We start from the raw sequence: 13,102 nt of genomic DNA, 5'->3' as shown, positions 1-13,102 counted from the left end.
CATCATACTGTTCAATTGGAGGGTTCATCATGTTCACACTAGCATTCATGGAAGGCGAACTGGGAGGCGACGGCTTCTTCTCGGGTCTGCCGATTTTCATGGTCGGATTTTTCGTGCTCATCATCGGTTTCATTCTGTTCGCAGTCATATCTGCAGCCTCAAAGGGAATTTCGACGAATGCATTGACGCAACAACTGCGTGATCACGCGGCGCGTCTTGTCAGTCCGAATGAATCGGATGCACTGAATTACGTCGCTTACTTAGAAACGTTGACAAGTTTTCCGGTGGAAAAGACGAATCTCGAACCGTTTCGGATTGCGACCGGCATCTTAAGGCTCGTTCAGGGAGCAGATCAGATTTCCGAAACGACGAAAAAACAAGTCGTCGCCCAGTACCTACGACTCGGCATTTTGGATGCGGATCATTTAGCGGACGAACAACAGGTTCACAGCCATAGTCATAGCCATCACCATCATCATTAAAAAAGGGTCCTGAGGGGCTCTTTTTTTGTTGAGAACGGTTGAATCGTGACATCTAATTGTCATATACAACGATTTAAATTAAAGTTGTATGAAATTGAAATCTTTTTGAGCAGAATGCTGTGTATCGATTGAAAAAAGTTTACAATGAATGGACGGGAATACCTTTATTGCTGGAGAAGGATAAAGGGAAAGGAGTTGAATTCCTTAAATGAAAACATGGCTGAATCGAACGATTGGACGGCAAATCATGTCTGCGTTTTATGTGATTTTTCTGACACTGCTGTTAACGACAGGTGGTGTCTACCTATATACGAAACAACAGGTGGATGAATCACGGCAAGAATTAAAGATGTTAAACGAACATCGGACACGGGCGACGGATTTGTACGAATCATGGCAAAGCATGCAGTACGAGATGCGTGGCTTCGTCTTACTAGGTGACGAAGAGATGCTGAAGGAAATTGAAGCAAAGAAGAATGGCATCAATCAACAAACGACGTGGTTTGAGCGCAATGCACGCTTCAAAGAAGAACGGCAGTATGCAACGGATGCACGAGAACTTTACACGGCGTATACCCAACGCGTCATGCCAAGCCTCGTCAATTATGTCGCGGCGAAAAAAGACGGCAAGGTGACGGAGCCGTTCTTGAAGATGCCAACGCTCGGAAAGGTCACGAAATCAAAAGCACTCGATCCACAGCGGAAGTTCAACATCAAGACGAAGAGTGCGGCTGATATGAGTTCAAGTATCGTTGATATGGAGACGGTCTTCACAAAATATCGTAATTCCTTAAACGATCAAGAGATGACGGCGCAAGAGCGGCTTGGTAAACAAGTGAATTCATCGCAAATTCTCGGAGCAGTCAATATCGTAATTCTCTTATTAATCACTCTCGTCTTCGTCCGACCGTTCGTCCGTCGCTTGACGCGTCAGTTGCGTCAGTTGAACCGGGAAAGTGGACGACTTGCTAAAGGTGAGGATGCGACGCCGATCGTCATCAAGAATCGTCAAGATGAGATCGGTGAGTTGACGACGACGTTCAATCAGATGGCAGCCGCTATCTCGGGTCAAAAGTATCAGCTCGTCGCAAGTAACGACGAATTGCAAAGTCAACAGGAAGAATTGATTGCCCAGCAAGAAGAGCTTCAATCGCAACAGGAAGAGCTTGAAGAGGCACTCGACATCACGTTACGTAACGAGACCCATTTGCGTTATCGCAATGAGTTGACCGAGACACTCGCGTCTCGCGAAACGTTGACGGCGTATCCGGCGATCATCGAAAAATTGATCACGATCACCGATGCGGAGCTCGGAGCGATCGTCTTCTTAGAGCAGGACCGCTATACGAATCTCGTCTCGTACGGGATGACGGCAGCTCAGGAGCACCAGTTATTACATGCTTCGACGTCATTACTCGAACGCTCACGTCTAAACAAACGTGCTGTTCGCTCGACGAAACAAGTCGCGAGTCATCATCCGCTCCCATATCCGTACACGATGTACGAAATCGTCGTACCGGTGATGGATCCAGCGACGAACACGATGATTGCAAGCATTTACCTCGTTCGTTACCGGGATGCCTTTACGGAAGACCAGACGAACGAAATCTGGTCGTTCTCCCGTCAATTGGCACTCTCCTTGCTCCGGATGCGTGTCTTTGAAGAAGTCGAACGAGAACGAGAAAAAACCTCGAAACTCCTCCACTCGATTCGGGAAGCGGTCATCTATATCGAAGGGGAAACGATTTTTGCCAATAAACCATTGCTCGCTTTATTCCATCATCCGGCGCACGATCAAGTGGCGGAAGAAGGATTGATGACGCTCGATGTCAAAATCGAAGAGTTGGCAGTGCAAGTCGATCAACATGAGGCGTTCTTAACCTACATGGATCATGTCTGCAGTCAGGAAATTCCGACGGAGAGCTTGGCGTTGTCCTTAAACAAGGAAGAGCGATTCGTCACGCTGTATGCAGAGGAAATCCATTACGGCGGTTGCTTCCGCGGTACGATGCTCGTCTTACGTGACGTGACGGCAGAGACGGCGATCGACCGGATGAAATCGGAATTCGTCTCGACTGTCTCGCATGAGTTGCGGACACCGCTTGCCTCGATTTACGGCTACACGGAATTGATGCTCGCGCGCGACGTCCAGGAATCAAAACGTCAACGGTATCTCGAGACGATTCATGCAGAAACCGAACGGTTGACGAATCTCGTCAACGACTTCCTCGATGTCCAGCGCATGGAATCGAGTCAGCAACAATATGACTTCAAACCGCTTGATTTGACGAAAGTCATTCAGGAAACGGTCGAGTTCCATACGGCTTCGGCAAAAGATCACGAGCTAGTCCTTGATTTTGAAGAAACGACAACGGGGCGGATTCATGCGGACGAACAAAAAATGCGTCAGCTGTTCACGAACCTGATCAACAATGCAATCAAGTATTCACCGGATGGTGGTCAAATCACGATTACGATGCGTCAAGTCGAAGATCGTGTCCAGTTGAAGATCGAAGACGAAGGAATCGGCATTCCGCGTCACGCGCTACCACAACTGTTCAGTAAGTTCTATCGTGTTGATAATTCGGATAGTCGAAAAATCGGCGGTACCGGTCTCGGTCTTGCGATTTGTCAGGAAATCGTTCGTTCACACGAAGGAATGATCCATGTCGAATCAACGGAAGGTGTCGGTTCGGCGTTTATCGTCGAACTACCGATCGTCCAGTCCGTCGTACCGGTCACGGAATCGGTAGAGGACTGTTAATGTCAAAAGCGTTCTTTGATTTTTAAATCAAAGAGCGTTTTTTTTGTTGGTTTCCTTTGCAAAACGGGAACGGATTACTATCAAACAGAAAGGAAGTGAGGAGATGCGGCGAAGCAGATAGCCTTGTTAAGCCCGACGATCACTCATTCTTTGGATCCTGATCGAAGCCAGTAGTTCGTTTATTCCAGCGTATGTGATTGAACGCTTTTATTGGGAAGACCGGGGAATGAGTATTGCCGACGTCGTCATCGCAGAAATCGTCTTTGCTTGGGTCATGTTGATTGGTGAGGTCCCGTTCGGTTTATTATCCGATCGGTGGGGCAGAAAGCCTTTCATTCTAGCTGGTTTCGTATGTGAGTGGTTATCGTTTACGGTGTTGATTGAAGCCTACTCATTACCTGCCTTCCTCTTGGCAATGGTCCTTGCCGGCATCGGTGGCGCAGCACTTAGTGGAGCGCTTGAAGCCCACGTCTACGAAACATTGCGAATGCATAGAATAGAAGAGCGATTCGAGATGGTCTGGCGAATGATCTCGATTGGTGGTTTGTTAACGTCCGGACTTGCGGCACTTGTCGGAAGTTACGCTGCACAATCGGTAGACTTGATCTGGCACTATCACGTGTCCTGGTGGATTTTGCTCGGAACAGCACTCCTGACGTTTTTCTTAAAGGAAGCATCACGAGAACAAAACGTAGAGACGAGTTCGTTGAAGACATTGCTAAATGGTTTTTCGTTTCGACGCGTCTACGTCCGGATTCTTTGTCTTGTTTTGTTATACGGGGCAACAATTGATTTCGTAGATGAATTTTGGCAACTCTATCTACGAGATCAAGCGATACCGATGGTCCATTTCGGATTCGTCTTCGTGTTATTCCAAATCATGCAGGCGATCGGTGCGTCCTTATCTCGCTTACGGTCACCAGTCGGATGGGCGGTGATCTATATCGTGTGTCTTGCCGGATTGTCGGTTGCCTCTCCGCTCGTCAGTATCGTGTTACTCGGTACGCTGTACTTGTGTTATGGCTGGGCTGAGCCGTATGTGACGACAGTTATTCAAGAAGTAGCACCAGAAAGCGGACGCGCGACGTTTACGTCACTGATCTCGGTCATCGAACGTTTAACTGTGCTTGGAACCGGTACGCTGTTCGTCTTCGTCGAACGTGTTTTCTCGCTTCAGATGACCTATGCCGCGCTCGGTCTCGTCTCACTTATCCTACTTTTATTGTATGGTATGATGCGAACGCGTCGAAACTGAATCAAAAAGGACAAAGGTGCGTTGACCTTTGTCCTTTTGACTGTCATTTATTACGACACGTGTCGTTGTTCTGTAGACGAACGTGCCAATACCTGGCGAGCTGGTTGCCACATTAACAAGGAGAGGACTCCTGCGAGCGCATAGACAATCTCGATTGCAAACAGATCGGCAAGCCATCCGAACAGCAGACTACCGAGACAGAAGCAGAGTGCATACACGGTTTGTTGCACGCTATAGACATACGGTAACCGTTCGAGTGGTGTCGTCGTCTGCAACAACGTATTCAACTCGATCGCCCGGACTTGACTTGCGAAGCCTTGGAACAGACAAGCGATCACAGCAAGTGTGACGATTGGAGCGAAAGCGAACAAGAAGGTCGCACTAATCGAAAAGCCGATACTGCGATAAAGCAACGAACGCGTTCCACGACGACGTAACATCATATAACTACCGGCGATCATACTCAGCAGATAGAAGGCATTTAGAATGCCCCACCAGCGTTCCGACAGCTGAAAATGTGTGTCGATGTAAACGAGAAACAGAGCAGAAATCCACGCCGTACTGACGAACGCATCGATTCCGACGAGGTAGGTGTTGGCTTTCGCGAAAGGATTCGATCGCGTATAGCGAATACTCGACCGGAAGGAGACGTCTTCCCCTTCCATCGAAGGGTCGGGTAGAGAGCGGACGCTTCGATAGAACAGATAGCTGATGAGACTGGCACCTAAAAACAGACCCGCCGAGACGGACAAGACGGAAAGAGGCGATAACCAGCTGACCAGAATGGCGCCGAGCGGCCACATGATGAGCTGAATCACTTGATTCGAACCTTGTACGAGACTGTTAGCCTTTTGGACATCCTGGCACAGTCGAGGGATGAAGGCACTTTCGATTGGACGAGCAAATCCGTCGAAGAAGGCGATACACCCAACGAGTGCGAGGACGAGCAGCAGTGGTAAATCAAATCCCCAGATGATGCCTAAGAGAATCGTCTTAAGGAGTTGACTGCCGAACAACAAAGAGGCATGGGGAACACGTTGAGCGACGTGGGCGAATAAGAAGCCGCTTCCTGTCATGCCTGCTGTGACGAGAACGGGAAACAGGGCAGCGAGACTCGCTTGCCCTGTCGTTTGATAGATCATTGCGATCAGGGAGACGATATAGAGCGCATCTCCCGCATTCGCAATCCATTGACTGACCAATAAAAGCGTAAAACGGTTCATTCTGAATGACCTCCACATCGTACGTATTTAGTTAGGAGTGAGAATTCAGAATGACTTACATTGGACGCCCTCATTTCATGTTTTTTTCTAGTGTAAGAGGAAAAAAATGGATTGTCAACGTGTTTCTTGCTTGATGTGATGGCGAACGGGAGCAAATGGATCATCGAGTGATGTGACCGCTGCCTCGTGTTGAACAATTGATGTCTCCTCGATGACAGGTTGATCATGACGGCGAATACGATACGCGCGTTCGAGTCGACTCGTTAATAGATTGCATAAAAAAATCAACAAGGCGATACCAATCGTTGGAACGAGGAACATATGATTGATCCAAGAGACGGCAGAAAACTGGTTGAAATAGTATCCGAACATGGATGCCCATTCGAAGATCAGTGGAGTGATGCCTTCGTATAAGATGACCGTACCCGAAAAGAAGATGCCGAATAGCGATAATTGCACCAGGAGCATCAAAGTTTGAATGAATTGTTGCATGAAGATGATGGATAACGTCGGAACGAGATGAGGCCAGAGGTGGCGACGGAAACGATGCCATGTCCCACCCCCGAGCGTTGACGCCACGACCATGAACTCTTGGGTTAAAATTTGCCGCGTCTCGCCAATGATATAGAGGACGAGTGAGGGTAAACCAAGTACGATCAAAATCGTGAATTCAAACGTTAATCGATCCGAAAGGTAAGGAACAGCCAACATCTCAGGAAATATAAGAGAGGATAACATAAGCATCAAGGCGAGTAGCGAAACAGGCAGTACTAAAAATCCATCCATGACGATTTTTAAGATACCATGCAGTCGTTTTCCTCGAAAGGCTAATGGAATGCCAATCATCAGTCCGAGTATGAGGCGTCCTAACGCAACGAACGCGCAGACACCGAAAGTCCATTTGAATCCTTCGACCATCATTTGGAATAAGTCGTTTCCTGAACGATCGGTTCCAAGCCATTGATCAAATGAAGGTTTTAGCGGAGAAGTGGCAATGAAGGTGCCATCATCAGCATAACGATTTGAAATACGATCCACTTGTCCATCTCGAAAAATCGTGTTTCCAAAACTCATCAAAAGCAGACTGGTCAGTATGATGATACATATCCAAAAAATCGGATCACGCACAAGAGTCCGTCGCATCAGAGTTCTCCTTTCCATGCATTTGGAATAAGCCATTCTGCTAGGAGATCCAATACGAAAATCGGAAGATAGACTAAAAATAAAATAACAAGCAGAATTGGCATTTGTGAATTATAGAGGACGAAGCGGAATAATCCTTGTACTTCGAAAGTATATTCAATGATTAATAAACTCGATAACACCGTGATGATATTTGATCTAAAGAATAAGTAAAAGCGATAGAACATCGTCGGTAACAAATGCTTCCAAAAAAGTGTGCTGTTCTTAAGACCCTTCGCACGCGCGAGTTCGAGGAACAAGGACTCCTCTTGATCTAAGATTTGTGTCGTCAGCCATTTGATAAAGAAAAAGACTGTCGTCAAAGTTAGACATAGAATCGGTAGAAAACGAATAGAGTCAGCATACGTTCCGGCGACCTCGATCCGGTCAAAACCAGTCGTTTTAAAGAGATAAATGACAAGGGATTGAGAAAGGATGACCCAAAATAAATCAGGAACCATTTCGAGCGTGCGACTCATTTGTCTCAAGAACGTTCGCATCCATTTACCACTTCGATAAAAAAGAGAGACGTATAAAATCGCAACCATAAATGAGACGGCAAGCGAAGTCAAAAACAGAATCAGAGTCTCCTGAATCAATGGTTGTAGGGCAGGGAGTAGCTGATCTTCTCGTTCTGCAGTGACGTTATAGTATGTAATTTCATTCAGCTTGGTGAGTTGATGGAACTGTTCCTGTAAGCCAGTCCAGTAACTCTCGGGAACGAAATGCATACGGACGATAAGTGATGGAAGCGCACTAATTGCAATTAAAACGAAAAAGGCGATGATGAGTTGTAGTGATTTTCGAGCAAGAAAAGTCATGAACGAGTCTCCTTTCGTTAAAGTCATCCAATAGCGAGGATCCGGTCATTACCGATTTGGATCAACTGACTATTCATATGTTTTCGGCGAAGTACATAACGTTCGAACTGTTGCGTCGCGATGAACGAATCCCGTGTCGAGACCGTTGAGAGCGTCATCAGGACATGTTTTAATTGTGGTTGTCCTTCTTGTAACGAGAGATGCGTCATCCGATTCGCTCCGTCAAGTCGATTGAGGAATAACTCGATCTTACAACCTTCCTTGATCAATTCACTGATTAGGAACGCCGCTTGTTCAATGAACGTCTCGAATTGTTGGTGGAGACCGTAGCCACTCGGAGCCGATAAGTTCAAAGCAATCGTAAATGTATCCTGATTACTCGTTTCGAATACTTTCGCCTGCAGGCGACCGGTCTTCGCCGTCGCATACCAATCGATCTCTTTTGACGGTTCCGCCGTATAGGGTTTAGCACCAAGCTGAACCAGTTTGTTCTTGAGCGGTGAATAACGGTCCGGTCGGTCGCCGATCCGTAAACGCTGTAATAGTAACGGCGTCGCTTGCGCCGTCAAGGACGGTAAGACTGTAAACGACGGATACGTATCGAACGTAAAGAGATAAACGCCCATCTTCCAAGGCAGACGAATCGTCAAGATGATCTCATCGAATTCGGCTGGTCCGCGGCGAACCGTCTGAATCGGGATCGTCACTGCGTCTTCAGAGTCAATCACCGCATGAAATGTAGCTGGGTGTAGCGGATCCATCTCCGGGAAGATGACTCCGCCATCTGTGTGCAAACGAAGTGTCGCTTCGAGTCCAAGCTGACTCAAGGATTCGACACCGAAGACTTGCAAATGGAGTGACGTCTGTTCCTGGTTGAACATCAATGATTCATAGTGCTTCCATTCAATTGCGACGTCCCGTCGTAGCTGCTTTTCTGTTCGCCCGACGACGAAATGAATCGTCGCCAAGGCTGCGAACAGGAAACCGAGGACGGAAATACGCGGAATGAAGAGGAAGATGAACGTCATCGTGACGTACAGTGGAAAAAGTCGGCGTTCAAGCCAAAACGGGACGGAACGTTCAATCTGCATGATTCGTCACCCCATCTCGACCGGAACCGGCACGTCGTCCAGAATATGTGTTAAAACAGCCGCTTTCGTCGTCTTGATTCCACCTTCGAGTGTCAATGTCAGGCGATGGGACAGGACGTGTTTTGCAAGATATTTGATATCTTCCGGGATGATGAAGTCGCGTTGATTCAAGAACGCATAGCTTTGCGAGGCGCGAAGTAATGCAATCGCTCCACGCGGACTGACGCCAACTTCAATGAGTTCATGGTTTCGTGTCGCTTGAACGATGTGTAATAGATAATCGAGCACGTCTTGCGATGCATGGACACGGCGTGCCTCTTCCTGCCAGGAAATCAAGTCGCCACCTGACGCGATCCCGACGGCTGACCGACGGACGTTCGTTAGAATCTCAGACAATAAGCGACGTTCGTTCTCAAAATCCGGATAACCAACTTCGATCGCGACCATGAATCGGTCGAGTTGGGCGTCCGGTAGTGGGAATGTTCCTGCCGATTCAATCGGGTTTTGCGTTGCGATGACGAAGAATGGGGCTGGCATCTGATAGGTCGTTCCACCGATCGAGACTTGACGTTCTTCCATCGCCTCAAGCAGTGCCGATTGTGTCCGCGGAACGGCGCGATTGATCTCATCGATCAAGACGACGTTCGCAAACAATGGACCGCGTTTATTCTCGAACTCCTGCGTCTTTAAGTTGAAGAAGTCCGAACCAATGACGTCTGACGGGAGAAGGTCCGCCGTGAACTGGATCCGCGAGAAGGCACTCTCGAAGCTTTGAGCGAGCGCCTTCGCGAGCATCGTTTTCCCCGTTCCCGGTACATCTTCTAATAGAATATGTCCTTCTGCGATGAGTGCCGTCAGACAGAGATCAATGACGTCCGGTTTACCGAGATAGATCGAATTGAGTTGGTCTTTTAATTGTTGTAGTTTCACAGAAAATCCCTCCAAGGTTAACTAGTTGAGTAGCGTGCTAATTGTTGTTCGAAGCGTAGAATCTCATCGTCCGTGACGATTGTTTCCGACATGTCACCATATCGAATATTCCGATACAGCTGAAAATCGACAGGGACCTTAATCCGACGTAACCAGTCTTCGAGCGTTTCGTTCGGACGACGTTGCTGACTGCGCGGTAAGTGTTGCTCAAAGCGGATGACGAGATCACGGACACGTGAAGACGAATACGATGCATACAGGTAAGGCGATTTTCTTAAAGAAATAGGATGAAAGATCGATTGAGCGAATGGAACGTCATCCGTTACTTCTCCTGTAGACCTGCGCCGTTTTTTCACGCGGCGTGACTGAACGAGTTTCCAGACCATGAAACTAAACAAGCTGATTAAAATGACATATTGCAGATAAGAAAAGGGGGAGTCAGAAGCATCCGCTTTAAAAGATTTCCAGAGTTCTTTTGGACCAGGTCGTGGATCGATCGGTTCAAAAGGCATCTTGCCTTTTGTTTTAGTAGGTAAATGACCTTCTTTAAAACTAATTTCGCCGTTCGCTTCAGTTTCTGCCATCGAAGGCTTTTTAAAAGGATCCGGCATGATGTAATGCGTATAAACGTACGTCGTGACGGTTTGAAACAAGAACAGACCAATCAGAATGACACCAAGCGACATGATAAAGCGTTGCCGTAACACAAGCGATCCTCCTTCCTGTTTTTAAGGAAAAAATATCCATATGTACTTAGGAAGATTTTAGCATACACGCTTAACAAATAAAAACAATTTTCTGAAAATAAAGACAAGGTAAGACGATTCATTTTCAAGTGGTGAGGGTATGATGGAATCAGTGGTTCTTGAAAGAGAAAGGGTGTTTTGTATGAAATTGATTATTTTTGGAGCGACGGGTCAAACGGGGCAAGAACTGGTCAAGCAAGCGATTGATCACGGGCATGAGGTCACAGCCTTCGTCCGCAGTCCGGAAAAACTGACGCTACGTGACGAACGGTTACACGTCGTGAAAGGCGACGTGCTCGATCAAGAAGCGGTGACGGCTGCTGTTGCCGGTCAAGAGGCTGTCCTGACGGCACTCGGCACAGAGAGTCTTGCCTACAGTGGCTTTTTAGAACGGAGTCTCGTTCGGATCGTGACAGCGATGAAAAAACAGGGGGTAGAGCGGATTGGTTATGTCGCGTCTGCCGGTGTCGATGATGAATTACCGGGTGTGCAAGGGATGCTCGCTCAGCGGATTCTGAAAAATCCATTGAAGGATCACCGGCAAGCCATCGCACTCTTACAACAGGCAGATTTGAACTATACGGTAGCCCGACCACTCCGTTTACTGAACGGTCCGTTAACGGGACTTTATCGTCAAGCAGATACCGGTGTACCGGAAGATGCGAAACAGATCAATCGCGCAGATGTGGCCCATTTCCTCTTACAAGCGATTGAAACAGAAGATCATATCAAATCGAGTGTCGGTTTAGCTGAATGAAGAAGAAAGGTCTCTCCCGTCATATGGAAGAGACCTTTTGAATGCTTATTGTTGACGATAGACGGAGACCGAACCACCGTTGACAAAGAATTGACCGTAGCCATCTTGGTTGATCGTGACCGATGCTGTGTTGTTTCCAGTGATGTCCGTCCAAACTTCTCCTTTGTTCTGAAGCCCGACGTACATCCACTTGCTACCGCCAGGACCATCTGACAGGATTGTCGCAAGACCAGATTTTGCCCGGTCTGAGACACCTTCCCGTGTCCAACCGATGATGTCTTGGTTATCGAGGTAATCGTTTTGTTTTCCGAATGCGAAGTCTTTCCGCGCTTTGAGCAACGGATCAATCTTCGAAGCGAGTGCTGGAATTTCGCGATTCGACGTACCTTTTGTACCATAGTAGTCACCATAGAAGACCGATGGATAACCTTGTTCACGTGTCAGAATCATCGCGTAAGCAAGCGGTTTGAACCATGACTGAACCGTTGATTCAAGCGATTGTCCAGGCTGAGAATCATGGTTCTCTACGAGTGTGACGGCTTGGACTGGATTGCTCTTGACGAGAGTACCGTCAAAGATCGTCCGCATGTCATAGTACCCGCCGCCTTTACTTGCCTGTTCGAACTTGTAATGAAGTGGCGCATCAAAGACGGATTGTTGGTAATTCGTCCGGCTTAAGTAGTTTTGTAACGTGCCAAGATCGTTCTGCCAATACTCTGCGACTGTGAATAATGGTTTGCCCGTTGTCTGACGAACGTTCGCGAGCCAGTCCGCTAGGTAACCATGTTTGATATGTTTGACGGCATCGAGACGGAACCCATCAAGTCCAAGCTCATTGACGTACCATTTTCCCCAGTTCTTCATTTCTTGCTGGACTTCTGGGTGATCGAAGTCGAGATCCGCATACATCAAGTAATCGTAGTTGCCATTTTCAGTTGAGACATCTGTATCCCACGCTTTTCCGGTCCCACGGAACTTATAAATGGCGCTTTTTGAACGCGATTGATCCCAGTCTGTGCCGTCGAAGTGGTACCACTTCCATTTGAAATTCGAGTAGGTGTTATTTCGCGCTGCAAAATTGAAGCCTGTCCACGCTTGGATTTGATAATCACCAGAGACTTCCTGATTGCGGTTACTCGGATTCACTTCGACTGCCGTGACGGCTTCGGTGAAATCAGCACCACCTTTATGGTTCATGACTACATCCCCGTATACATCGATGCCAGCAGTGTGCAATTGCCCGATTGCTGTTTTCAACTGTGCTTTTGTACCATATTTCGTGCGGACTGTTCCTTTTTGATTGAACTCGCCTAAATCATACAGATCATAGGCACCGTACCCGACATCGCTTTGTGAAGTTCCTTTGTAGGCAGGTGGAATCCAGACCGATGTAATCCCGAGCTGATCGAGCTTTGTTGCGTCACTTCCGAGACGATTCCAATGGTTACCGTCATTTGGCACATACCATTCGAAATACTGCATCATCGTTCCGTTGTCTGCCGTTGCACCGACTGCAATCGGTTGCGCAAGTGGCACTAAAAAAGTAGCGGATGCGACGGTTGCTAAAATCCATCCTTTTCTTTTCACGTAAAGACCTCCTCGTAATTTTGTGAAAGCGCTTGCATAATTTATTATAGTGAAGCCTCAGAGGAAAGGAATATCGTCCCAGATTCTTATTTGTAAGACTCTTTCGTTCGTGACTTTTGACCCTGGAATATTTCTTCTGGAGAAATATTTTGATGGGATTGACGTCATGAATGAAAAAAATCAGGACCATCTAACCGTTGCCTTTCGATGAATATTCTGAATGACGACTCATCTTCAAAAAAGCGGGTCTATCGTCCATCTTCC

11 protein-coding genes are annotated in these 13,102 nt (G+C 47.4%); 4 read left to right on the top strand and 7 right to left on the bottom strand.

Going from position 1 to position 13,102, the window contains the following annotated elements:
* Positions 1 to 29 precede the first annotated feature (29 nt).
* From ACHWTJ_RS11505 to ACHWTJ_RS11495, 3 genes are all read left to right on the top strand, one after another.
* Positions 30 to 482, top strand: a complete 453-nt coding sequence (locus ACHWTJ_RS11505) for a hypothetical protein (RefSeq protein WP_394679746.1) — start codon at positions 30 to 32, stop codon at positions 480 to 482.
* 208 nt (positions 483 to 690) lie between these two features.
* The gene (locus ACHWTJ_RS11500) at positions 691 to 3,246 is read left to right on the top strand and encodes an ATP-binding protein (RefSeq protein ID WP_394679745.1); all 2,556 of its coding nucleotides are present in this window, start codon (positions 691 to 693) and stop codon (positions 3,244 to 3,246) included.
* A gap of 145 nt (positions 3,247 to 3,391) precedes the next feature.
* Complete coding sequence (locus ACHWTJ_RS11495) at positions 3,392 to 4,501, top strand: MFS transporter (protein WP_394679843.1); 1,110 nt, start codon at positions 3,392 to 3,394, stop codon at positions 4,499 to 4,501.
* Between the two features lie 50 nt (positions 4,502 to 4,551).
* Here ACHWTJ_RS11495 and ACHWTJ_RS11490 read toward each other — a convergent pair whose 3' ends face one another.
* The 6 genes from ACHWTJ_RS11490 to ACHWTJ_RS11465 form a co-directional block, all read right to left on the bottom strand.
* Entirely contained in the window at positions 4,552 to 5,724 is a 1,173-nt protein-coding gene (locus ACHWTJ_RS11490; RefSeq protein WP_394679744.1) for an MFS transporter, read from the bottom strand.
* 114 nt (positions 5,725 to 5,838) lie between these two features.
* Positions 5,839 to 6,867: an ABC transporter permease gene (locus ACHWTJ_RS11485; RefSeq protein WP_394679743.1), complete on the bottom strand. Its 1,029-nt coding sequence runs from the start codon at positions 6,865 to 6,867 to the stop codon at positions 5,839 to 5,841.
* A complete protein-coding gene (locus ACHWTJ_RS11480) occupies positions 6,867 to 7,727 on the bottom strand; it encodes an ABC transporter permease subunit (RefSeq protein WP_294742644.1) in 861 nt (286 codons plus the stop codon). Before ACHWTJ_RS11480 ends, ACHWTJ_RS11485 begins: the two co-directional genes overlap by 1 nt.
* A gap of 23 nt (positions 7,728 to 7,750) precedes the next feature.
* A complete protein-coding gene (locus ACHWTJ_RS11475; RefSeq protein ID WP_394679742.1) occupies positions 7,751 to 8,818 on the bottom strand; it encodes a DUF58 domain-containing protein in 1,068 nt (355 codons plus the stop codon).
* A gap of 6 nt (positions 8,819 to 8,824) precedes the next feature.
* Entirely contained in the window at positions 8,825 to 9,748 is a 924-nt protein-coding gene (locus tag ACHWTJ_RS11470; RefSeq protein ID WP_029341157.1) for a MoxR family ATPase, read from the bottom strand.
* 17 nt (positions 9,749 to 9,765) lie between these two features.
* On the bottom strand, positions 9,766 to 10,455 hold the full coding sequence (locus tag ACHWTJ_RS11465) for a hypothetical protein (RefSeq protein WP_394679741.1): 690 nt from the start codon (positions 10,453 to 10,455) through the stop codon (positions 9,766 to 9,768).
* Positions 10,456 to 10,636: 181 nt separating this feature from the next.
* On the opposite strand from ACHWTJ_RS11465, the gene ACHWTJ_RS11460 reads away from it, so the two are divergent.
* Positions 10,637 to 11,251: an NAD(P)-dependent oxidoreductase gene (locus ACHWTJ_RS11460; RefSeq protein ID WP_294742636.1), complete on the top strand. Its 615-nt coding sequence runs from the start codon at positions 10,637 to 10,639 to the stop codon at positions 11,249 to 11,251.
* Positions 11,252 to 11,296: 45 nt separating this feature from the next.
* Here ACHWTJ_RS11460 and amyS read toward each other — a convergent pair whose 3' ends face one another.
* Positions 11,297 to 12,838 (bottom strand): alpha-amylase, encoded by a 1,542-nt coding sequence (gene amyS / locus ACHWTJ_RS11455; RefSeq protein ID WP_294742632.1) that lies wholly within the window; start codon positions 12,836 to 12,838, stop codon positions 11,297 to 11,299.
* Between the last annotated feature and the right edge of the window lie 264 nt (positions 12,839 to 13,102).

The organism is uncultured Exiguobacterium sp., assembly GCF_964277885.1.
Classification (GTDB): Bacteria; Bacillota; Bacilli; order Exiguobacteriales; family Exiguobacteriaceae; genus Exiguobacterium_A.
Note: the sequence above shows the minus strand (reverse complement) of the source record. Positions and strands in the feature narration are given on the sequence as shown.

Bases quoted from the DNA above. Each gene is read 5' to 3' on its own strand.
- ACHWTJ_RS11490 (WP_394679744.1), bottom strand. From the start codon at position 5,724: ATGAACCGTTTTACGCTTTTATTGGTCAGTCAATGGATTGCGAATGCG.
- ACHWTJ_RS11485 (WP_394679743.1), bottom strand. From the start codon at position 6,867: ATGCGACGGACTCTTGTGCGTGATCCGATTTTTTGGATATGTATCATC.
- ACHWTJ_RS11500 (WP_394679745.1), top strand. From the start codon at position 691: ATGAAAACATGGCTGAATCGAACGATTGGACGGCAAATCATGTCTGCG.
- ACHWTJ_RS11475 (WP_394679742.1), bottom strand. From the start codon at position 8,818: ATGCAGATTGAACGTTCCGTCCCGTTTTGGCTTGAACGCCGACTTTTT.
- ACHWTJ_RS11460 (WP_294742636.1), top strand. From the start codon at position 10,637: ATGAAATTGATTATTTTTGGAGCGACGGGTCAAACGGGGCAAGAACTG.
- ACHWTJ_RS11505 (WP_394679746.1), top strand. From the start codon at position 30: ATGTTCACACTAGCATTCATGGAAGGCGAACTGGGAGGCGACGGCTTC.
- ACHWTJ_RS11480 (WP_294742644.1), bottom strand. From the start codon at position 7,727: ATGACTTTTCTTGCTCGAAAATCACTACAACTCATCATCGCCTTTTTC.